Annotated in this window: 20 protein-coding genes, 1 tRNA gene and 1 pseudogene; 4 read left to right on the plus strand and 18 right to left on the minus strand. The window is 44.1% G+C overall.

The genetic code is table 11. The features are described from left to right. Positions 1 to 218: 218 nt before the first annotated feature. From odhB to ABDZ72_RS08055, 9 genes are all read right to left on the minus strand, one after another. Positions 219 to 1,505 carry a 2-oxoglutarate dehydrogenase complex dihydrolipoyllysine-residue succinyltransferase gene (gene odhB, locus ABDZ72_RS08015; protein ID WP_343752291.1) on the minus strand — a complete coding sequence of 429 codons (1,287 nt, stop codon included), beginning with the start codon at positions 1,503 to 1,505 and terminating at the stop codon, positions 219 to 221. Beyond that, a complete protein-coding gene (locus ABDZ72_RS08020) occupies positions 1,492 to 4,359 on the minus strand; it encodes a 2-oxoglutarate dehydrogenase E1 component (RefSeq protein WP_343752292.1) in 2,868 nt (955 codons plus the stop codon). The genes odhB and ABDZ72_RS08020 overlap by 14 nt, the downstream gene beginning before the upstream one ends. Positions 4,360 to 4,817: 458 nt before the next feature. Beyond that, positions 4,818 to 5,291, minus strand: a complete 474-nt coding sequence (locus ABDZ72_RS08025; RefSeq protein WP_343752293.1) for a tRNA (cytidine(34)-2'-O)-methyltransferase — start codon at positions 5,289 to 5,291, stop codon at positions 4,818 to 4,820. 54 nt (positions 5,292 to 5,345) lie between these two features. Beyond that, the gene (locus tag ABDZ72_RS08030; RefSeq protein WP_343752294.1) at positions 5,346 to 6,194 is read right to left on the minus strand and encodes an amidase domain-containing protein; all 849 of its coding nucleotides are present in this window, start codon (positions 6,192 to 6,194) and stop codon (positions 5,346 to 5,348) included. A gap of 62 nt (positions 6,195 to 6,256) precedes the next feature. Continuing rightward, positions 6,257 to 6,769, minus strand: a complete 513-nt coding sequence (locus ABDZ72_RS08035; protein WP_343752295.1) for a methylated-DNA--[protein]-cysteine S-methyltransferase — start codon at positions 6,767 to 6,769, stop codon at positions 6,257 to 6,259. Positions 6,770 to 6,796: 27 nt separating this feature from the next. Next, positions 6,797 to 7,939, minus strand: coding sequence for a tRNA epoxyqueuosine(34) reductase QueG (gene queG, locus ABDZ72_RS08040; protein ID WP_343752296.1), 1,143 nt, complete (start codon positions 7,937 to 7,939; stop codon positions 6,797 to 6,799). 24 nt (positions 7,940 to 7,963) lie between these two features. Then, on the minus strand, positions 7,964 to 9,670 hold the full coding sequence (locus ABDZ72_RS08045; RefSeq protein WP_343752298.1) for an ABC-ATPase domain-containing protein: 1,707 nt from the start codon (positions 9,668 to 9,670) through the stop codon (positions 7,964 to 7,966). 149 nt (positions 9,671 to 9,819) lie between these two features. After that, positions 9,820 to 9,893 (minus strand) — tRNA-Gly (locus tag ABDZ72_RS08050). Between the two features lie 255 nt (positions 9,894 to 10,148). Then, entirely contained in the window at positions 10,149 to 10,838 is a 690-nt protein-coding gene (locus ABDZ72_RS08055; protein ID WP_343752300.1) for a Crp/Fnr family transcriptional regulator, read from the minus strand. Between the two features lie 150 nt (positions 10,839 to 10,988). Between ABDZ72_RS08055 and dat the strand changes: the two genes are divergently transcribed. Continuing rightward, entirely contained in the window at positions 10,989 to 11,852 is an 864-nt protein-coding gene (gene dat, locus ABDZ72_RS08060; protein WP_343752302.1) for a D-amino-acid transaminase, read from the plus strand. 79 nt (positions 11,853 to 11,931) lie between these two features. Here the strand turns inward: dat and ABDZ72_RS08065 are convergent, their stop codons facing one another. The 9 genes from ABDZ72_RS08065 to ABDZ72_RS08110 form a co-directional block, all read right to left on the minus strand. Continuing rightward, complete coding sequence (locus ABDZ72_RS08065) at positions 11,932 to 12,894, minus strand: alpha/beta hydrolase (protein ID WP_343752304.1); 963 nt, start codon at positions 12,892 to 12,894, stop codon at positions 11,932 to 11,934. A 127-nt stretch (positions 12,895 to 13,021) separates the two neighbouring features. Then, a complete protein-coding gene (locus tag ABDZ72_RS08070) occupies positions 13,022 to 14,023 on the minus strand; it encodes a phosphotransferase enzyme family protein (protein ID WP_343752305.1) in 1,002 nt (333 codons plus the stop codon). A gap of 36 nt (positions 14,024 to 14,059) precedes the next feature. Continuing rightward, the gene (locus ABDZ72_RS08075; protein ID WP_343752307.1) at positions 14,060 to 14,611 is read right to left on the minus strand and encodes a GNAT family N-acetyltransferase; all 552 of its coding nucleotides are present in this window, start codon (positions 14,609 to 14,611) and stop codon (positions 14,060 to 14,062) included. A 95-nt stretch (positions 14,612 to 14,706) separates the two neighbouring features. After that, complete coding sequence (locus ABDZ72_RS08080) at positions 14,707 to 15,852, minus strand: AI-2E family transporter (protein ID WP_343752309.1); 1,146 nt, start codon at positions 15,850 to 15,852, stop codon at positions 14,707 to 14,709. A 388-nt stretch (positions 15,853 to 16,240) separates the two neighbouring features. Further along, entirely contained in the window at positions 16,241 to 16,498 is a 258-nt protein-coding gene (locus ABDZ72_RS08090) for a sporulation protein (protein ID WP_343752310.1), read from the minus strand. A gap of 66 nt (positions 16,499 to 16,564) precedes the next feature. Next, positions 16,565 to 16,705 (minus strand): small, acid-soluble spore protein L, encoded by a 141-nt coding sequence (locus ABDZ72_RS08095; RefSeq protein ID WP_343752312.1) that lies wholly within the window; start codon positions 16,703 to 16,705, stop codon positions 16,565 to 16,567. Positions 16,706 to 16,794: 89 nt separating this feature from the next. Beyond that, positions 16,795 to 17,259, minus strand: a complete 465-nt coding sequence (locus ABDZ72_RS08100; protein WP_343752313.1) for an RDD family protein — start codon at positions 17,257 to 17,259, stop codon at positions 16,795 to 16,797. Positions 17,260 to 17,271: 12 nt separating this feature from the next. Then, entirely contained in the window at positions 17,272 to 18,264 is a 993-nt protein-coding gene (gene sppA, locus ABDZ72_RS08105) for a signal peptide peptidase SppA (RefSeq protein ID WP_343752314.1), read from the minus strand. A 75-nt stretch (positions 18,265 to 18,339) separates the two neighbouring features. Continuing rightward, a complete protein-coding gene (locus tag ABDZ72_RS08110; RefSeq protein WP_343752315.1) occupies positions 18,340 to 18,942 on the minus strand; it encodes a short chain dehydrogenase in 603 nt (200 codons plus the stop codon). 303 nt (positions 18,943 to 19,245) lie between these two features. On the opposite strand from ABDZ72_RS08110, the gene ABDZ72_RS08115 reads away from it, so the two are divergent. From ABDZ72_RS08115 to helD, 3 genes and pseudogenes are all read left to right on the plus strand, one after another. Further along, a complete protein-coding gene (locus ABDZ72_RS08115; RefSeq protein ID WP_343752316.1) occupies positions 19,246 to 19,668 on the plus strand; it encodes a general stress protein in 423 nt (140 codons plus the stop codon). Between the two features lie 145 nt (positions 19,669 to 19,813). Further along, positions 19,814 to 19,960 (plus strand): annotated as a pseudogene (locus ABDZ72_RS08120) (NRDE family protein); the annotation flags it as partial. 194 nt (positions 19,961 to 20,154) lie between these two features. Further along, positions 20,155 to 22,470 carry an RNA polymerase recycling motor HelD gene (gene helD / locus ABDZ72_RS08125; RefSeq protein ID WP_343752317.1) on the plus strand — a complete coding sequence of 772 codons (2,316 nt, stop codon included), beginning with the start codon at positions 20,155 to 20,157 and terminating at the stop codon, positions 22,468 to 22,470. Positions 22,471 to 22,644: the final 174 nt, after the last annotated feature.

Below are 22,644 nucleotides of genomic sequence, written 5' to 3' on the forward strand. Positions count from 1 at the left end.
GAAATATCAATACTGAACTTGATATGTTACCATTGCTTCAATTATTTCGTTCAATAGGGCTCATCTTATGGATATAAATGAGCCATTACTATCCTGACCATTGATCAATCGTCAACCATAAGACCAGAACTATATGAATTATATTCAATAAAAAACTTATCCATACCAATCAAAAACCCCGCTGAACAAAACGGTCCATGCGGGGATTTGAGAAGATATTAACCTTCCAAAAGCAAATCGTAAGGATCTTCCAGTAATTCTTTAATTCGTACAAGGAATTGAACAGCTTCTTTTCCATCAACGATTCGATGGTCATACGATACCGCAAGATACATCATAGGACGAACTTCGATTGAATCGTCCGGCATAACCATCGGGCGTTTTTGAATGTTATGCATGCCAAGAATACCGACTTGTGGTGAATTTAGAATGGGCGTTGACAGCATGGATCCAAACGTTCCGCCGTTGGTAATTGTAAATGTTCCACCCTGCAGGTCATTCAATGACAATTGTTTATTGATCGCTTTTTGTCCAAGGTTGGAAATTTCTTTTTCCACGCCGGCAAAGTCCATCTTATCAGCGTCACGGACAACCGGCACAACAAGACCTTCTTCGGTAGAAACAGCAATTCCAATATCATAGAATTTCTTCATCACAATTTCATTACCCTGAATTTCCGCATTCAAAAGTGGGAAGTCTTTCAAAGCACCAATAACAGCTTTAGTAAAGAATGACATAAAGCCTAACTTGATATCATGTTTTTGCGCAAAACTTTCTTTCCGCTGACTGCGAAGATTCATAATAGCTGACATATCGACTTCATTGAATGTTGTCAACATAGCTGCTTCCTGCTGCACATTAACAAGTCGGTTCGCAATCGTTTGACGGCGCCGGGACATTTTCACCCGTTCAACCGGCTTGTCGAATGTGGTCTTTTCCGACTGTTTCGACTCTTCTTTTTTTGCTGGTTTCTCTTCTTTTTTCTCACTGCTGCTGTTTGCATGGGAATCAACGTCTTCCGGACGAATACGACCCAATGGATCGCGTGATTGCACCTTATTCAGATCAATGTCCAATTCCCGTGCACGTTTACGAGCAGCAGGGGATGCAATAACACCGGACTGATCGGCTACGTCTTCTCCGGATTGGTCATCTGAGGCATCCGATTGTTCGGCAGATAATGCCTGTGGCGCTTTTTCTTTTTTCGGCTCAGTGGATGCAGCAAACGATTCTTCTTGCTTTTCAGATGGCTCAGAACTGGCTGCTTGCCCGTTCTCATCCACTTTGGCTATCACGTCGCCAATTTCCACATCGTCGCCTTCTTCACGGACCATTTCCGTAATAACACCGCCGTACTCGGTATTTACTTCAACGTTGACTTTGTCCGTTTCCAGCTCAACCACCGGGTCACCCTTTTCAACGTGATCACCTTTATTGACGAGCCACTGCGAAATGGTTCCTTCTGTGATGGATTCTGCAAGTTCCGGGATTTTAATTTCGTTCACTGGAATCTCCTCCTTTTGACGGGGTAATGACATCTTGAATAATCTGTCTCTGTTCAGCCTTATCGGCATTTGGCTCGCCGACTGCAGGTGATGCACGTTGCGGGCGTCCTGCATAGCGAAGGATCTGTCCCTCTTGCAGAAGATCGCGCAAGTAATCATCCACAAAGTCCCAGCTGCCCATATTTTGCGGTTCTTCCTGCACCCAGACAATCTCCTCGAGGTTCGGAAGTCCCTGTAATTCCTTTTCCAGTTTTTCCACCGGGAAAGGATAAATTTGTTCCACTCGGAGCACATCCAGCCAGTCGAATGTTTCATCCGAATTGGCCATTTCTTCTTCGATATCCACCATAACTTTACCGCTGCCAATCACGAGACGCTTGACATCTTGATTATTCACATGCAAATTCGGCTGCCGACGCAATGGTTCAAATTTGCCTTCAGTAAATTCTTTCGCTTCCGAAGCAACCCGCTGATTACGCAGCAAACTTTTTGGCGTCATCAATACCAAGGGGCGAGCTTCCTCTTGGCCGCGCATGGCTGCCTGCCGGCGGATGAGATGGAAAAACTGAGCCGACGATGTGACGTTGGCAACAATTAGATTGTTTTCCGCCGCAAGCTGAAGGAAGCGTTCCAAACGTGCACTGGAATGCTCCGGTCCTTGTCCTTCATACCCGTGCGGAAGGAGCATAACAAGATTCGACTTGTCTCCCCATTTTGCTCGTGCCGCTGAAATAAATTGGTCAAAGATCACTTGTGCCGCATTAGCAAAATCACCAAACTGTGCTTCCCAAATAACGAGTGTTTCAGGAGACTGGACACTATAGCCATATTCAAACCCTAACACGCCAGCTTCGGAAAGCGGACTGTTACGGATGTCGAACGATGCCTCTGAACCTTCAATCCCATGCAAAGGGCTGTATTTTTCCCCGGTTTCTGCATCATGAAGCACCATATGTCTATGAGCAAAGGTACCACGTTCTGTATCCTGGCCGGTCAACCGGATTGGAGTGCCATCGTAAAGGATGGATGCATAGGTCAGCGCTTCGCCGGTACCCCAATCGGCTTTGTTGCCTTCTTCCAAAACATTTTCGCGGCGTTTAAGAATCCGCTCCAATTTCCTGAACACGGTGAAACCATCCGGACGCTTCTGCATTTGTTTGTTCAGCATTTCCAATTTGTCCAGAGGAATGGCTGTTTTGAATCGATCCAGCCCATTTGACAAAACGCTCGGCATTTTTTTCGATTCCGTTTCAGCAGCATCATTTTCTTTCATGTTCTCGTACACATCACGCAGACCAGCCATCACCTCATCCTGTATGGTGTTCAGATCATTTTGACCGATAATACCTTCCTGCTGAAGTTTTTCAGCAAAAGCACTGGATGTTGTCGGATGGTTATCAATATGTTTGTACAATTTCGGCTGGGTTGCCCTCGGTTCATCCATTTCATTGTGCCCATAACGACGATAGCCAACTAGATCAATCAGAAAGTCTTTATGGAATGTTTGACGATATTCATAAGCGATCATCGCAGCAGAAACACAGGCAACCGGGTCATCGGCATTCACATGAATAATTGGAATTTCAAACCCTTTGGCCAGATCACTGGCATAACGAGTGGAACGTCCATCCTGTTGATTGGTTGTATATCCGAGAAGGTTGTTCGCAATGATGTGCAACGTTCCGCCTGTTTGGTAGCCCGACAATCCTTTGAAATTCAATGTTTCGGCAACAACACCTTCACCGATGAAGGATGCATCCCCATGGATCAGCACCGGGAGAGCGCTGTTAAAGTCCTGTCCCGGATAGCCACTTTGCGAACGGGTGTCCTGGCCTGCCCGTGCCAATCCCTCCACAACAGGATTGACAAATTCCAGATGAGACGGATTGTTGGCAAGGGTGATTCGAGTTCCGGATGTTTGATCATCTGCTTTAACGTCCTTCGTTGCACCAAGATGATACTTTACATCGCCCGTCCATCCATAGTTAATACCTATTGACCCTTCCGATGGGATCAATTCCTTATCCGGTGAATGGTGGAACTCGGAAAAGATTTTATCAAATGGTTTACCTAAAATATGCGCTAATACACTGAGTCGTCCGCGGTGAGCCATTCCCATCATAATGTGTTCAATGTTGTCTTCATTTGAGTTTTTCACAATACGATCAAGTATGGGAACCATGGATGCCAAACCTTCAATGGAAAAACGTTTTTGACCAACAAAAGTTTTTTGAAGAAACTCCTCAAATCCTTCCACTTCTGCAAGACGTCTTAACAATCCTTTTTTCGTTTTATCAGAAAACCCTTCATTGTATCTGGCTGTTTCAATGTAATTAAGAAGCCACGCCCGTTCATCATCCTGGTTAACATGATCATACTCAAACGTGATTGTTCCAGAATATAACGTTTTAAGCCGCTCAATGACTTCAAACCCATCCTGAACACCGCTTGGCGCCTGTTCCCATAGCCAGGAAGCCGGTATCTCCCGCAAATCCGCCTCCGTCAACCCGTAAGTCTCCGGATTAACCAAATTGGTTTGGCGTTCATCACGACCCACCGGATAGATATCGGATTCCATATGTCCAAAACGACGAATAGCCTCAACAAGTTTCATTGCTGAGGTCAGTTTTTTGACATCCCATGGAGTAGCTGTTGATTGCGATTCCGGTTGGGCTGTTTCCTTAGACTTTGATACCCAGTCAGGGGCACCGTGCTCGTCAAACAGTTCTTTCAGGGAAGAATCAACAGCGTCGGGGTTCTCCCTATATAATTCGTATTGTTCCTCGATATAACCCATATTCGGACCATGAAAACTCTCCCAAAATCCTTCGTGAGATTCTCCATTATGCGTCACGTCATATACCCCCAGTAAGAAGTTAACTTTATCCCCGTTATGCAACGGCCTTTCATATCCAACTCTTATTATAGAACTCTGCCTGATCTTCATCAACTAATATAACCTATTTCATCAGTGGAAACAACAGCCGTACAAGGGATTCAAAAAATAAAACAATTCACATATTAAGACATCAATAACAGCATGGGTTTCCATTTCACATCACAATCATAATCAGGTATAATGAAACCATGCGAAACGCCATATACACTATGATTCATGAACAAAGGAGGATTCCATGAAACTTGTATTATTGATGGGTGTCATCGTTACGTTCTTAGTATCCTGCTTCACAGCTGGATATGAAGCTAAACCAGGGACACCGAAAAACAACCAATAATAAAAACGCCCTTCATGCTCATACACCATAAGAAAGCATCGGCTTTTAGCCGATGCTTTCTTATGATAACAGTGCGTCAGGCCATATTAGGGAAGCCGCGCTGCCGCAATACTTCAAACAAGATAATGGCAGCCGTATTCGATAAATTCAATGATCGGACATGATCAGTCATCGGCACACGCAAACATTGGTCCTCTTTCCCCGTCAGAAAACCCGGTGGAAATCCGGAGCTTTCCCGTCCAAGCACAAACAGCAAATCGCCTTCCGGGTCGCGAAAATCATAATCGGTATAGTAATTGGAACCGACATTTTCAATATAATAAAAAGTGCCGTGCGGATAACTGGCATAAACATCATCCAGCGCGTCATATTCCCGGACATCCGTGTATTGCCAGTAATCCAGCCCGGCGCGGCGAACCATCTGATCACTTGTCGAAAACCCTAAAGGCCGAACAAGATGCAATGTGGCTCCTGATCCGAGACACGTTCTGGCGATATTTCCTGTATTAGCAGGTATTTCCGGTTGATATAATACGATATGCAAACCCACAATGCTTCTCCTCTTTCCTTTTCTTCATTACAAGCTTTATCACACATTATAGCATTATTCGCCAATCCGGAAAAATTTATATTGTGTATCCGACGTCCATGCAAGCGAATCCTCATACGACCAATAGCGGTTACGGCTGTTATCCGTATGAGCGTTGACAAGCGGCATGTCATTAGTATCTTTATCAACGACAATCGTATTATGATCCCACCGGCCATCTCCGGAAAAATCATAACAAATGATATCGCCCGGAATAAGATCACTTGCTGATTCCATCTCTTTCCCTTTCAAACCTTCTGTCGACCCGCTTAAGTACCAACGAAGCGAGTGTGCCACCGCCCAGCTGTAACTCCAATTATCATCCTGGTACCACCAACCTTGCTCACGGTTCGGTGCACCACGCATAGGAGCTCCTCCGGCACGCATGCACTGAGACACATAATTCGTGCAGTCTACATCAAATGTTCGGTACGCCGGGTTATAACTGTTCCACCACCGATGAGCATACTGAACAGCAGCACGTCTATCATAAGCAAACCGCTGTTCAGATCTGCTGCCGCTAATGTCTGCTTCCATACGGGCGTACCCTGTCTTAGCTGATGAAAGATCCGTTTCCATCTTTCGGTGCTCGGTGATTCGGTCGTTTTCCAGCTGCATCTTAAACGGAATGACTTGCTCCTCTCTAATGAATTGACTGTTTTGCCTGATTAGCAAGGCTAAATGAAGCAAATAATGGTACGTTTCCTTACGTCCATACCGAATCATTTCATAAACATGCCCGTGTCCGTTAATACGGACTATGTTCGCATCACGGTTACGACAAGACCTTATTTTTCGTTTCCACCAATCGGTTTGTTCATCTGATTGAAAAAAACGCAACCAAGCTTCTTTTATCATTTCCATTAAAAATCCCCTCCACTATCACTGTATGGGGGGAATGGTTGTCTCAAGCACAAGCTTCTGTGTTATTGACAACAGTTTTTTTCATGGGTCAAAAGAAAATTTTTCTTATCCAATCCACCATTATAGCCGACCATTTTTCCGTCCGAACCTATGATGCGATGACACGGAACAACAATGGAAATAGGATTTTTACTGATAGCGCCGCCTGCTGCACGGACAGCTTTCGGATTGCCAATGGCTTCTGCAATTGCTTTATAAGCCGTTGTTTCACCGTACGGAGCGACATTGATCAGCGATTGCCAAATCTGTTTCTGAAATGGGGTTCCGTAAAAGGCAAAAGCAAACGAAAACTGTTGACGCATACCCTGAAAATAGTCCAGGAGTTCCTGCTTCGCCTGCTTAACTTGTTCTGGCCAATGAATAAGATCGACATTCGGAAAGTAGCGTCCTAACCAAGCTTTTCTGCTGTCCGCAGACGATACAGTAGCATAGTCGATTCGTACGACTTTATCTTCATCTGCAATAATGATCATACGTCCAATGGGTGAATCCAGTTCATCATAATAGAGTGCCATGTCCACACGCACTTCCTTCATACGATTTTAATTTGTCGGTGATGTAGCGAACCCCAGACCTTTTTCCATTTCGGCCAATACGTCGTCATCTGTTTCCTTATCCTTGGCTTTCCGGATGGCCGCAAATGCTTCATCTGTCCCAATTTTGCCGAGTGACCAGGCAGCTGTACCACGAATAACGGGCCGTGGATCATTGGTCATAACCGCAATCATGTCGTCAACGGCTGTTGTATCCTTATAATGCCCGAGAGCCAGAAGCGCATTTCGCTGCAACGGTTTCTTCCCGCGCCATGACCCAGCTATGTGACCAAATCTTTCTTTGAATTCCCGATTTGATATGCGGAGCATCGGTTTAAGCTTCGGCTTGGCCACTTCCGGCTCCGGTTCGAATTCTGGATGGTTATGAACATCAACCTGTTTGTTATATGGACAGACGGCCTGACACGTATCAAATCCATAAATAAAATTGCCCATTTTCGGTCTGAACTCATCTGGCATAAAATCTTTTGTCTGTGTCAGAAATGCGAGACAACGTTGGGCATTGAGTTGACCGCCCTGCACCAAAGCACCAGTCGGACAGGCGTCCAGGCATTTCGTACAGGATCCGCAGCCATCTTCCAGCGGTGTATCAGGCACAAACGGCACATTCGTTATCAGTTCACCGAGATAGACATACGAACCGAATTCCGGTGTAATAATCGACGTGTTTTTACCACTGAATCCGATACCGGCCCTTTCCGCAACAGCCCGATCGGACAATTCACCCGTGTCCACCATCAGTTTGGTGCGGGCATCCGACATATGTTCCTCTATAAAGGCTGCCAGTTTTTCCAGTTTTTCCTTCAAGACTTTATGGTAGTCCACACCCCAGGATGCACGGCAAAAGATACCGCGCCGTTCGTCTCTCGTGCTTTTGGGAGCGTCTTTCATCCGGGAAGGATAGGCCAAAGCAATAGACAAAATGGATTTTGCTTCCGGAAGCAGCCGATCAGGTTCCGTCCGTTCCGCCACCGACCCCTTTTCAAAGCCGGATTGATACCCCAGCTCTTGCTGTCGTTTCAACCGGTCCTTCAAGCTTGCAAACACGTCAGCTGAAGCAAATCCAATTTTATCAACGCCAATTTCCTTGCTGTAATCAATAATTTCCTGTCGAAGTTGATTCGTGTTCATCCTATCCCTCCTCGTTATCCTGGGTCAGTGCGTCTGTTTGATAGAAGCCGTACGCATGCGGTTCAGTACAGCGGCAATCTCATATCGCCGCGGCCGAGCAATATCACCAGGGTGTTGATCCTGGAATGCGGTAAACGACGCCAGTCCTTTTTGATCCATTTGCTGTTCGATATCGTCCAGCAATTGGTAAAGCGTCCGTTCCCCGAGCGCATTCGTCCTCTCCAAGTGTTGAATCATCTCGGCAATCATTCGTGTCTGGGATGAATCCACCAACTGTTCCGTATCATGAAACGTTATATCCGTCGCTCCCATGATAATAGTCGTCAGTCCTTTGGCTTGTGTTTTGGATTTGTTACCTTTTCTTGTCTGAAGCGATTTCTGCTGAAAAATTCGGCTGCTTATATCGCCAAAAGCAGTATCCTCCAAGGCTTCCCGGTTAATCGGACGCGACTGGACAATGGACTTCGCTTCATCGGTGACATTGTAGGGGACATACGCCTCCATCATAATGACCTTGTCCGCAACATCAAAGTAGTCACCGGAACCACCCATAACAAGAATCGTTGACACTTGGTGCTGATCACGCAACTGTCTGATTTTATCAATGAATGGCGTAATTGGTTCTTTATCCTTATGGACGAGTTGCTGCATGCGCTCATCGCGTATCATAAAGTTGGTGGCGCTTGTATCTTCATCAATAAGAAGTGTGGTCGCTCCTGCTTCCAGTCCCTCCATCACATTTGCAGCCTGCGATGTGCTCCCACTGGCATTGTCTGTTGAAAAGAAAGTGGTATCCTGACGATGCGGGAGATTTGTGATAAACGGGGAAATATTAACACCTGTTACTTTCCGCCCGTCTTCCGCACGTATTTTAACAGCGTCCGGATCTGTCAGTACGTACTCACGCCCATCGCCTTGCACATGGAAGTAAACACCACGCTCCATAGCTTCCAGAATGGTGCTTTTACCATGATAACCTCCGCCGACAATCAATGTAATGCCCTGTTCAACAGCCATGCCGGTGATAGGCTCTTCCCGGTGCGGCACTTCGATTTCCACTTCATTGTCTTTTGGACTCTGAAACGGCACAGCCTTCTTAAGCGGACGATTGCTCACACCACTCTCCCGCGGCAAAATGGACCCATTGGCGATGAAGGCGATCCAATTATTACGGCGCATGGCTTCGATAATGGCTTGCTGTTGATCGGCCAGCTGTACCGCGTGCTCGATGTCATCATCCGTTATCGTAAAAATGGAATTCCGTAAAATATCAGGAACAGCTTGTGTGAACAGTTTCTCTGCTTCTTTGCCGTTGATCTTTCGCCCATTTGCCGGTAAACCGACTGAAATACACACTGTAATTGAGCTGGAGTCAGCCTGTACGGCACTTCGCTCCAACACTTCCTGACCAGGGCGATCAAACTGAATACTGCCGCTTTTTCCGGACCCTTTAATGGAAAAGTTGCTTTTCGCGATGGCATACCCTACCTTGCGTGCGAGGATATCCTCAACTGCAACGTTGCGCAACCGTGATTGCAGCCAGTCCTCCTTCATAGGACGTTTCCTCGCAGGGATAACCACCCGAATTTTAGATGGCGCGGCAAACGGATCTCCTTGGACGTAATCAACATACAAATCAAAATCGGAAAATTTATAATGACCTTGAATGCTTTTATACGCTTTGTATCCTTTTCCATCTATTTGCTGCAATGTCTGCATTAATTGTTTCATAAAATCCCTCAATTAATTGTAGTATCGAATTCAGAATACATGTTGCCCAAAACAGTTTCAAGCCATGTGTCAAAACGCCACAGCTTGAAATATGAAAAAACGCAATGCCTCGGATGACTGCGAAACACTGCGTTGGGACTTTTTATGTATGGAGCGGGTGATGGGAATCGAACCCACGACATCAGCTTGGAAGGCTGAGGTTTTACCACTAAACTACACCCGCGAGTTGTATGAAGAAAATCCTGCTTGGTCGTTCATTGATCCATATGCTTGTCACGTTACAAGTTGTTTCGATGGAGCTTACACTCCTCACAACTTGCAAATTGCTGAAAGTATGCATCGAAAACATTGCTCAAAATGTACATTTTATCATTAAACAATAACCGCAAATGATGTATAAATGTGTTGTTTTTTGTCATAACACAAACAAGTATATCATGTCAGTAAAAAAACAGCAATCGATTTTTTGATATTTTACTTACAATATACAGTTTTCGACACCGCATTGATCACAGGCGAGGAGTCTATTAAAATAATCCATATTCTTCAACATAAAATATTTATTGTGATTTTCTACTAGACCTCGACTTTTCCATTTACTCACAATTCGGCTGACGGTCTCCCGCGATACGGCTATATGGTTACTGATATCCTGAATAATCAGTGGTTCAGTTATGCGGATACCTGATGGTGTTACAACACCATACATGTTGGCGTAACGCACAAAAAACGATGCAACAGCCCCTTCGGAACCAAATGCTGTGTAGTCACGCAACTGAGACTCGCTTGCATCCAATGACTCAGCAAGCCACCGTAAAAATCGCAGACTCAAAGCACCATTTTCAGATAAAAGATTTTCAGCCGTTCCCCGTTCAAGAACGTACAGTTCACTGTCCTCCACGGCTTGGGCGCTATTCGGATAATGATCGCCTCCAAAGACACCGATTTCTCCGACGCCATCGTTTTCACCACGTGTAAATACAGTAAGATAGCTGTGGTATCCAATCGTTTTATATACTTGCACTTTTCCGCTTGCAATAAAAAACATATGTTCAGCAGGAGCACCTTCATTAAAAATATGAGCATGTTTCCGAAACGTTGCCGGCTCAGCATACGTCAACAATAAATGATATTCATCATGATAAAGTCGTTCTAAAATAGGATCCATTTATAATCACGCTCCTTTTCATATTCATAGTATAGGCATCATACCAGATAACAAACGTCCATTATGTGATAATAATCACTACTAACTATGACTTTACAGGTTTTTATGAAACGTATAAAATATCGTTATATTCCAAGGGAGGCGAATACCGTGGCTGTCTATCCCGTTACACTGTCACAAACTGGTTTTGTCCATCGCGATCAGCTCACTTATCCGTTTAACGAGCGCGGATTGCAATTTGGCGATGGCATTTATGAAGTTATCCGTATTTACGAAGGGAAGCCTTATCTGTTGCAAGAGCATATGAACCGTCTATTCAGGTCTGCTGCAGCCATCAGACTGGAATTGCCTTTTTCCATACAGGAAATAACGAATCAATTAACCGAGCTTCTCGAACGAAATAACATGGTGTCCGATGGCATTATATATATGCAGGCAACCCGCGGTTCAGCGCCACGCGCTCACGCATTTCCCGGTGATGTGCCTGCAAATGCATACGCTTATGTACAGGACCTGCCACGCAACATAGATAAACTGTCCACAGGCGTCACGACCATGACGGAGCGTGACACCCGATGGGAACATTGCTATATTAAGAGTCTGAATCTCCTGCCAAACGTGCTCGCCAAGCAGGCAGCACAGGAGAACGGCCATTATGAGGCGATTTTCGAACAAAATGGACGAGTAACCGAAAACAGTTCATCGACTATTTATCTTGTCAAAAATCATACCATCTATACCCATCCGGCAACAAATCGTATTCTACACGGCTGTATACGCATGCGGGTTGAGGCATTTGCAGCTGAAGCAGACATTCCGTTTGTCCAACAAGCCTTCGTTATAGACGACATTCCGGACGCTGACGAAATGTTTTTGTCCAGTACCACATCTGAAATTATGCCGGTCGTTGCAGTCAACGGTATCTGTATCGCTGACAGCAAACCAGGCACTATCACCAGAAAACTTCAATACGCTTATGAACAGGATGCCGGTATTCCGCATGTGAACATGTAACCTTCAATGAACGTTCACACACCAGCACAAGAACGAGACAAAATAAGAGACGCCTTGTCATTTGAAAGCGTCTCTTATTCTACTGCCAGTCCGTATACGTTGTTAAAAAGTCATTCAATTTATCAATATATTTGTCCTTACCGACAACGAATGGTTCCCCATGCCCTGCTCCTTCTACTGTCAGCATTTCAGCATCGCTTTTCGTATTTTCATATAACATTTCCGACATCCTCGATGGGACAAACGTATCATCGCTTCCTCTGATATATAAAATAGGGACATCCGCCTTCTTAACCTGATCTAGCGCCGATGCTTCCTTCAGAGAATAGCCAGCCCGCATTTGGGTAACAACACTGGTTGACGGAAGAACTGGAATAGCCGGCAAGTGAAACATGCGGCCCAATTGATATGAGAATAAATCATAAACACTTGTATATGGACTATCCGCAACAACAGCCTTCACATTGTCCGGAAGATCTTCACCAGCCGTCATCAGAACCGTAGCAGCGCCCATTGATACACCGTGCAGAATGATTTCTGTATCCTCTCCATATTGCTCGATAATGCGCTTGATCCAATCCACATAATCCAGCCGATCATCCCAGCCAAATGCAATATAATCACCACCACTGGCGCCGTGTCCACGTGCATCGGCTGTAAATATATTATAGCCTTTCTGTTCATAATAATACTGACCGAACAGACCCATATCCATCGCATTGCCAAGGTAGCCATGCGCCATGACAACTACTTTATTCGATGGTTTTTCTGCTTCAAGGAAATACCCCTTCATGTCAAGGCCGTCACGGGACGTCATGGTCCATTCATCAAAATCCTGCTGATCAACCCATGTCCGCCAGTCTCCTTCCGTTAGTACTTCCATCGTTTCAGCGGATACTTCCAAATCGTCATTTCCCTGCAAAAAGTCTTTTTCATTTCGGTCAATAGCCAACTGATAAAAATAAATACTTGCACCGATATCTATTATTAATAGGACAATTAATAATCCTATACCAATCTTCAACCACTTTTTTCGTTTCATGCCATGCCTCCTTTCTATCTGTCATTCCAACGCCATTATACAGAAAAAAGCAGGCAATTTGGCCATTTTCATCATGGTACTTCTTAGAAATTCAGAAGCGCTGGATTCATCCGAAACGGCTTGTCCATCAGATGATCCCCTCATCATCCAGCTCCTGCAAATCTTTATCGCCAGGCCGGTCTGTCCGCAGCTGCCCCATAAACAGCTTCAACGTCCGTTCATTGATCCAATTGGTCCCCCAGACATCGTCATTAGCGAGCATCGTGCCCATCAGCCAAATACGTCTCGCAGTAATGAACCGTGGAATACTACGGAAATCGTCGTCCGCCAAATCCCGATTCGCCGTATACCCTTTTAAAAACGCGTCCCAGCATTCATTTTCCATGTTTTTATAATTATTCAGTAAATTCCACCATGATACAGCGATATCGTATCCCCTGAATCCTATGGCACAGTCATCAAAATCAAACAGTTCCATACCGTCGCTGGAAAGATGCATATTATGATTGTGAAAATCGCCATGGCAAAAGTCTCTCTCCAAGTCAAGATCGGCCAAATCAGCCTTTGTGTTTTTCACAACCGTATGTAATAGATCAACCGCTCCATGACCAAGATAGTTGTCGATAACCGGTGAAATGATGTCAGCGGGATTATCCAACAAATCATTTATCCCCAGCTCAAACCCCCGTTCATACGTCGATGTAAAACCAGTTGTTAACTGATGCATGCGGCCAAGCGTTGCACCGATTAACTCAGACGTTTCCATATTGATCGGCGGGCGCTCCCCTTCCGAATAACTGAATAACACGCCATAACGCAGTCCCTCGGGTGCCTCTGCTTCATACAAGTAATCACCATTGCGCTTTTTGACGGGGTGGGATGCTCGAAACCCTTGCCTATAAAGCAGATTGATCGCTTCCAATTCAAAAAGAATCGCTTGTTTATCCCGCCACCTTGATCGGTAAAGCCTGAAGATATACCGGTAGCCTTGCTCGTCTTCCAAATAATAGGTGTCATTCAATCCTCGCGCTAACAAATGACAGTCTGCAATGGACCGGAGATGGTGTTCGGTAACCATTTGATTAATCGTTTGCGTATCGATTAATGCGTGTTTCACCTTTACTTGCACTCTTTCATTCCTCCAAAACGATTTGCTTGGCACTCTCTAATGCACAAGCATGATCATATGTTCTTCATCATAATAATGATCCCCCGCTTTTACAGCCTGTTTATGCACGCCAATCGGGGAAAACCCCATGGCATAACAAAACCGTTTCAACGTACTGTTATTGACAATGATCGACAAATTAATTTGCTCCACACCGTCCAATGATTTCGCATGATCAACAGCGGTCTGAATGAGTTGTCTCCCGATTCCTTTCCCGCGTTCGTATGGTGTGACATACAACATAAACAGCGCTGTTCGGTGAGCCGTCTTTTGTCTCACCTCTCTCATGAGTGTTATCATACCTGCCAATTCATCACCTGAATAAGCACCAAATGTAAATATGTTCTCCGACTGCAATCGAACTTTAAACGTATACACGGACTGCTTTTTCACTTCACCGTAGCTGGAGGTGTAGGATTCCGGACTGTTCAACATGGCCTCCAGGCAGAGATCACGATAGGCCTCAGCATCATGAATTCCCAATAAACGAATATCGATGGCTGCCCCACTCCTTTTCCTGTTTTTATCAACTATATGAATCGTCACCATTCATTCATGCATGATTCCAAAACGTGGCGTGGGAGTAAAGAACTTTCATAAAGACGTTTCGGGCAGCCATCTAAAATGTTCAAAAGGCTAATTCGTTACGTTTCTTCATAAGGATCATATTCATCACCGTAAAACCGATTATAGCGAATTTTAAACCGTTTAAATGCATGAACAGCGATCACTTTCAAAATAGCGTATCCCGGAATGCCAAGAATTACGCCAACGACACCAAACAAATTACCGGCGACTAATAAGACAATGATAATGGTAAGTGGGTGTACATGCATTGTTTTGCCCATTACATTTGGTGATACAAAATTTCCCTCTAAAAATTGTACCGCTGCCCACACAATTCCGAGTTTGAGAACCATGACTGGTGATTGAACGAGGGCAATGATGATAGCAGGAGAAATAGCGATCATCGGGCCAAGATAAGGCACAACACTGGTTACAGCTGCAACGACAGCAAGTGTAATGGCATAATCAAGACCAATGATTAGGTAGCCAATATACAAAAGAACACCAATACATGAAGCGACAATAATCTGACCCTGAATATAGGAGCCAACCTGAACATCCATATTCCTCAAGATCTCGTCCGCACCATCCCTGTATCTTGGAGGGAGCAACTTCAGACAAAATGCTTTGAAATGATCACCGTCTTTTAATAAAAAGAACAGGATAAATGGAAATGTCACCAGTGCCACTATAATACGTGTAATCACATTGGCAATATTCTGCACCCCTTCAACCGCACCACCTATGTATTCCATGACTTTGTTCGTTAAATTGCTCAGATTGGATGTGAACCAGTCGTACCCTTGTTCATAGTATGGTGCAAGAAACGACTGTTGAATCCAATTATCAATTCCCGCTCCCATCTGATTTAAGTATGATGGGAAATTGGAAGCCAGATCTTTTACCTGTGTTTCAATGGCCGGTGCTGTGAGCAGAATAACGCCAGTAAAAAGTCCGCTGATGCCCAGAATGAGAATGACAATCCCCCAAATGCGATCGATGTGCGCACGTTCCAGCAAATTAACGATCGGGTTCAATAAATAATAGGCAATAAAGGCAAGAATCAGCGGCGGAATAACCGTTGAACCAATGGTCAGAATTGGATCAAAAATAAAAGATACCTTCGTATAAATAAATACAATGACACCAAGTAGAAGTATCAGAACCAATCCGAAAAACAAATCACGGCCGCCGATAAATTGCATGAATCGGCTTATTTTCATATGTAAACGTCCTCCTCGCTATTCAAATTATATGACAAATGGCGAAAAAATTCCATAATAGCAGGACGAAAAAAAAGACCAGCTCCGTCTGAGAGAACTGGTCTGTCTTTTACTTAATCAGCAGCCACAATTGCCGTATTTTAAAATAAAAAGTTTTAAAACCGCCACTTCGCCAAGTGGGTGCTTGCAGGGATCGTCCTGTCTTCCACACAATGGAGGCACGACATTAGAATCCCGATATAAAACTCCCTATTCATCTGTTAGAGGTTAAAACTTAATTAAATACGAACAATGCAGCTTGTAACTTTATATTAACGGATTTGACCTGTAAAATCAATGGGAATTTTACCCTTTACGTTTTTCTATATGCTTATGTGCCAAAACACACTTAAATAAGCAATTCATAAACGTCATTTAACTGTTGAGCACGTACATCGTCCTCAGCATTTCGGGCATAATTTAATTCTTTTTCGACGACGGAATCGAGGTATTCCGTTTCCTCTTCACTCAGGCTTTTGACAAATTCCTGTTCGTTTTTGTAGTCATGTGTCTCTAGCCTTGTGATGATTTGTTGCGTCATAGCGTCTTCACTTGTGTTTACCAATGATTCACGTAAAAAATGCAGTGTGTTATCGTTATCGATCATCATCACCCAGCCAATCTAAAGTTAGTATTTCAGCTGTTTCCGTAAACAGGGTTATGATTGAAAGAGCTATATTTTTGTATTTTTCTTTTTGGCCCGTTGCTCAAGTTGGCTGTCAGGCTGCTGATCAGATGCATCTTCGCTTAATCCTTGTTTATTAATACTTGTCTTGACTTGACGGCTTTTCCAGTTATCCTGTTTGTCAGCCATAATAACACCTCCACCATATACTGTTTCTCGGCAAAAGGCGTTTTATGCCTGAGTTGTGCTGCTACGTTCTTCCTGATCTCCGGGGATGATTAACGGTCCAACACAACACGCGTATCAGCAAACAAATCATGAAGTCCCTGCTTCTGTTCCGTGAATGCAATCAATAAATATAGCACGAACATAAACCAGAATACCCGATAAAAAAAGCGGCCGATGATTTCACGAAAAATCAAATCACTCCATGTCAGCGGCTCACGGTCTTGCCGCACGACACGCAGACCAAAGATCATTTTCCCTAATGTTTTCGCGTAATATTTAGTCATCAGCAAAAAATAAAGATAAAAGACGATAGCACTGACTACTCCAGTAACCGTCCAAAACCCGACATCAATCGCCCCATTACCAATAAATTTCAAGGGACTAAGCAGGATGCCGTTTAAACTGAAAACAATCACGAGATCGGCCAAATACGCCCAAAAACGCATCCAAAACCCGGCATAACGATCGCCATCCGAGGTCACGATTTCTGTAGTCGTTTCCTGATTTTCATTCATTCCGGCACCTCCCTATTTCGAATATAGATACATCGCACGTGGCCCCTCGGATTGACGCAAGAGTTCCTTCATATCAATCAGGTCGGTTTCCTTACCGAACATGCTTTTCACCGTGCTGCCTAGAAATTGATTCAGTTCAAATCCGCTTTTGTATTCAACGACTTTTGCATTTGACCAGTCGAAATCTTTTTTCATCATGGCGATGGTGTCGTCTTTTGAACCAGTTGCATCGACCAGACCATTTTCAGCTGCCTGTTCCCCGGTATACACACGTCCATCTCCGAGTTCACGAACCTTGGATTCGGACATGTCACGACCTTTAACAATGACATCGACAAAGTCAGCGTACATATCATCCACCATGCGCTGCAAAATTTTGTGTTCTTCTTCAGTCATTTTTCGGGATTGGGACATAATATCCTTGAATTCCCCACTCTTTATCGTGTTAAATTCAACACCATATTCGTCAGCTAATTCTGCAAAATTAAAGCTTTCCATAATAACACCGATTGAGCCGGTCAGTGTTGCCGGATGGGCCACAATTTTATCAGCAGGAGCAGACACATAATAGCCGCCGGAAGCTGCCGTGTTGCCCATGGATACATAAACAGGTTTGTCGTAGTCTTCCTGTAATTCAACGACCTTATCATGGATTTCATCGCTTTCCACGACACCCCCACCTGGTGTATTCACACGTAAAATCACGCCATCAACACTTTCATCCTTTCCTGCATGTTCTAATTTTTCAAGAAAGCGTTCATGATTATAACCGCTTGAATTTAGAAGCGACGATGTGGACGTGTTTTGAATAACGCCATTAAGCTCAAGTATGGCAATTTTATTACCGGAGCCCTTTTCGATAACTTCTTCCTGGTATTTCTTCTGCGTCGTTTCCAGCATCGATTCCACATCGGTCGTGAACAGACTTGACATAAATCGAAAGCCAAGCGAAAGGACCAATAAAATCGCCGCTATTCCCAATGCAAGCCAACGTTTGTTGTTCAATTGGTTTCCTCCATTCTATGTACAAAATATTTGCATCTATATTACAACAATGACTGCTGCATCGTCAGTTATTTATTATTGATAAACGTCATAATTTTGACCGGTCTGTGCGCCTTCCACACTTTTCACATACGCTCGAGCCACTTTGGCGGCAGGAACAGGCGTGAAACCGGGAAAATAATTGCCAAGCCTATCCCATGATTCTTCAGCGATATTGGGGCTCACGCTATTGATACGGATCCCTCTGGGCATTTCAATGGATGCGGCTTTTACAAAAGCCCTAACACCACCATTGGCCATGGCTGCAGATGCTCCCATTGGTATCGGATCATCCATCATAACACCTGTGGTCAACGTGAAACTGCCTCCATCACGCATATAATCCTGACCAATCAGAACGAGATTAAGTTGCCCCTTCAACTTGCTTTCTATCCCTTTTTCATTCCAGGCTGGAGTTAACTCCGAAACCGTTCTGAAATTCGCTCCACCTGACGCATTGATAACGGCATCCACATGGCCGGTAGTTTCATACATAGAAGCAATGCTGTCAGGAGACATAATGTCCACGGAAACATCCGCTCCATTTCTTCCCGCCCGAATGATATCATGTTTCGATTCCAGCTGCTTGACAATATTCGCTCCAATCGTGCCGCTCGCCCCTACAACCAAGATACGCATCTTAACGACCCCTTTCTGTTTTTTGGAAAATAATTGTTTCAGTGTGCCAGTCATACCCACTCTGATCACATCTGAACCAGCCACTTCTATATAAATATATCCAAATCACCTGTCCTGTATGTCTGTCCCAAGGTGTAAAAGTCTCAGCAAACAATGCTTTTAACCGAGATGATCTGCCCTACCCCACCGATGTTTGTGATTAATCCTCTCTTAGTCTTTTTTAAAATCCCGGTGCATAACGTTTAATAAAAGCATAATCAGGGAATTTAGTTGACAAAACATTCTGATAGAGAGGTGTCATCATTGGCAGAAGAAATTTTCGGACCCTTTGAGTCGGTGGAAGAAACAGTAAAAACGGTCAATATACTTGAACTGGAAGGATACAGCAACACAAACATTACCATATTTGCACACGGTAATCATGCAGACAAAATTAATGATCTAACTGATGTCAGTGTAACCAGTCTCGAATCGGAAGAAGAAACACACGACCAAACATTTCTCAGTAAAATTAAAAAAGTATTTTTAAATGATATTTATAAAACGAGCGATATCCACGATCAGTTGTTAAAAAAAGGCCTTTCCGAGAGCCAGGCAAATGACTACAGTAAGAAAATTGAAGCTGGGAACATTCTTATTACGTCACAAACTGAATTAAAAATGGGAAATGATCCCACCGGTGAGACACCAAAAATGACAGAAAACGTCAAACACCTTTATCAATGAACACAGCTTGCGAAAAGTAATCGGTCTACCGCCGATTACTTTTTTCTTTATGTTTGTGAATATGACTGGAAATGTATAAACAAACACATAAATGGAATGAGCACGTTACAATATATACTAATGAAGTAAAAAGGATTGATGCAATATGTGTCTCATCAATTTTCATATAGGAAATCATCCGACATACAAACTGATAATGGCCGCAAACCGGGACGAATATTTCGAGCGCCCGACCGCTCCAGCCGGATTTTGGAAAGATCAGCCGCACATTCTTGCCGGACGGGACTTGGAAGGACGCTTCACTTTTTCCATTGACTGACGACGGACCATACGTGTTTACCAGTCCAAACATCAAACGTATGACAGGACACAAAGGGACAGCCACCGCCTTGCAATCACCCTGTCATCCTCGTTACAATCATATAACATGCCAACAACATAGAGTACCATTGAAACCTTTACCATTGACAGATCGGGGCTGATTTTATGACATCAACCAACCATACACATGAAACCGAACAACAGCGAATTGATCGTGTCACCTATCATATCGATCAAAAAGCCAAAAAAGTAATTGACAGAGCCTCCAGTATTAAAGAAAGTGTCATTCAACTGCGCAAAGATTTCTGGGAAGATGTCACCGTCAACATCGACGAACCGGATGATGTGATTGAAACTCAGGCCAGCATTAAACAGCAGGCAGAACTGCTTACCCAAAAAGAGCAATCCCACGGCAAACTTGACGATGAACTTAAAACGTTAAAGCGCCTGCGTGAATCGCCTTACTTCGGACGCATAGACTTCCGCGAAGATACGGAACAGACACCGGAGCCAATCTACATCGGTATTTCCTCCCTGATGGACAGCAATGACGGCGATTTCCTGATATACGATTGGCGCGCACCGATATCCAGCCTTTATTACGATTATGCACCAGGCGAAGCACAATACGATACGATGGATGAAACCATTAACGGTGAAATAACGCTAAAAAGGCAATTTATCATCCGTGAGAGCATTCTGAAAGGATTGTTTGACACAGGCGTGACAATCGGCGACCGTCTGCTGCAGGAAATACTCGGCGCCAACGCTAGCACTAAAATGAAAAGCATCGTCACCACAATTCAAAAAGAACAAAATAAAATCATTCGTCATAAGGGCCATCCATACTTAATCGTCCAAGGAGCAGCCGGCAGCGGCAAAACATCCGCCGCTCTGCAGCGAGTGGCCTATTTGATGTATCAGCATCGTGACATTTTGAGCGCCGAGAATATTGTGCTGTTATCACCAAACCCGTTGTTTTCCAGCTATATCGCCAATGTGCTCCCAGAGCTCGGTGAAACAAATGTGCGACAAACCACGTTTCATGAGTATATGGAGAACGAGGTAAACCATCCATTTACTATTGAATCACCCTTCGAACAAATGGAATATGTCATGACGGAAACCAAACAGGAGAGCCAATCGAGTAGGATGAAGAATATCGACTGCAAATCGAATCTCCATTTCAAACATGTTATCGATGCGTATATCAACCATTTAAACAAACAAGACATGCAGTTCCGCAACATTACATTCCGTGATGAAATACTTATTTCCAAACAGCAGATGCATGATTATTTTTATTCATTGGACGATGCCCTCTCCATCCCGAATAAACTGGAACTGGTGGCCGGGTGGCTGCTGCAGGAAATACGAAAACAAGAACGCCACGAACTAGATAAAGACTGGGTATTTGAAAAAACGGAATTACTTAATAAAGAAGACTACCAAGATGCGTTTGACCAAGTACAAAAACAGACCGAAGACAAAACAAACGAAACCGTCCACGAGGAAAACATACTAAGGAAAAAGGTGGTTAAACGGGTTTTTGCCCCCATCAAAAAGAAAGTAAACAACTATGCATTCATCCGCACTGCAGCCACCTATCAAATGCTATTTACCCATTGGACACCCGACAAATCTCCAGAAAACTGGGAAGCGATTTGTTCTTTTACAACCGCCAATCTGGAGAACAACTTTTTGCCATGGGAAGATGCAGCACCATATCTTTATTTTCAACACTGTTTGCTTGGCACCCCTCATGACCAGTCCGTTCGCTACCTTGTCATTGACGAAGCACAGGACTATGCTGCATTTGGATTCGCCTGTATTCAGCACATTTTCCCGAATGCCAGAATGACGCTATTGGGCGACGTCAATCAAGCGATATATCGTTATATGGCCGATGACAATCCGTTGATTGAAGCAGGTCCGATGCGATCATCCTATAAAAAAATTACATTGACCAAAAGTTATCGCTCGACAAAGCAAATTTCTGAGTTCACAATACCTTTTTCACCAAGCAACGAAAGAGTAGAACCATTTAACAGGGAAGGAAATAAGCCACTGCTGATCCGGCAAAACAAGGAGCATTTTACTGAGACAATCATGACAGAAACGAACAACCTTCGTCAGAACGGGCTTGAAACGATCGGTATCATTTGCAAAACACAAGCAGAAAGCCATCACGTTGCCGAGCTTTTGAAAGACACAATCGCTTTTACACAAATTGATGAGTCCACTGGTCATCTACCGAAAGGACTGCTAATATTGCCCGTTTATTTGGCCAAAGGAATCGAGATGGATGCTGTCATCATTCCCGACGCATCCAAAAACAAATACACCAGTGAAGCCGACCGGACACTGTTTTATACAGCATGCACACGGGCCATGCACGCGCTGGTTATGATTAGTACAGATGAACCATCCCCATTTATCAAGGAAGCTCCACAGGAAACATACCTAGAAGAAGAGCGTTAATCGATCGTTGCAATGAGCAAAAAATGCAGTGTGCATGCACTGCATTTTTTTATTTGCATCATGATAGCGGCGAAATGGGCTCTCATAATGCCGATGAATGACCAAACAATACCGGTCCACCGGAAAATGGGCTCTCATCCTGGCGCACTAAAAAATGCTTGGATGTGCTTCCAA

Origin of the sequence: Lentibacillus halophilus, from assembly GCF_039522485.1 — a bacterium.
In the GTDB taxonomy this organism is placed as follows: Bacteria; Bacillota; Bacilli; order Bacillales; family Amphibacillaceae; genus Lentibacillus; species Lentibacillus halophilus.

Coding starts and splice junctions, on each gene's coding strand:
- ABDZ72_RS08055 (WP_343752300.1), bottom strand. CDS start 10,838: ATGGATCCTATTTTAGAACGACTTTATCATGATGAATATCATTTATTG.
- ABDZ72_RS08095 (WP_343752312.1), bottom strand. CDS start 16,705: ATGGCTGACAAACAGGATAACTGGAAAAGCCGTCAAGTCAAGACAAGT.
- ABDZ72_RS08100 (WP_343752313.1), bottom strand. CDS start 17,259: ATGAATGAAAATCAGGAAACGACTACAGAAATCGTGACCTCGGATGGC.
- ABDZ72_RS08045 (WP_343752298.1), bottom strand. CDS start 9,670: ATGAAACAATTAATGCAGACATTGCAGCAAATAGATGGAAAAGGATAC.
- helD (WP_343752317.1), top strand. CDS start 20,155: ATGACATCAACCAACCATACACATGAAACCGAACAACAGCGAATTGAT.
- ABDZ72_RS08075 (WP_343752307.1), bottom strand. CDS start 14,611: ATGGTGACGATTCATATAGTTGATAAAAACAGGAAAAGGAGTGGGGCA.
- ABDZ72_RS08090 (WP_343752310.1), bottom strand. CDS start 16,498: ATGATCGATAACGATAACACACTGCATTTTTTACGTGAATCATTGGTA.
- ABDZ72_RS08065 (WP_343752304.1), bottom strand. CDS start 12,894: ATGAAACGAAAAAAGTGGTTGAAGATTGGTATAGGATTATTAATTGTC.
- queG (WP_343752296.1), bottom strand. CDS start 7,939: ATGAACACGAATCAACTTCGACAGGAAATTATTGATTACAGCAAGGAA.
- ABDZ72_RS08030 (WP_343752294.1), bottom strand. CDS start 6,194: ATGGAAATGATAAAAGAAGCTTGGTTGCGTTTTTTTCAATCAGATGAA.
- ABDZ72_RS08110 (WP_343752315.1), bottom strand. CDS start 18,942: ATGCGTATCTTGGTTGTAGGGGCGAGCGGCACGATTGGAGCGAATATT.
- ABDZ72_RS08080 (WP_343752309.1), bottom strand. CDS start 15,852: ATGAAAATAAGCCGATTCATGCAATTTATCGGCGGCCGTGATTTGTTT.
- ABDZ72_RS08035 (WP_343752295.1), bottom strand. CDS start 6,769: ATGGCACTCTATTATGATGAACTGGATTCACCCATTGGACGTATGATC.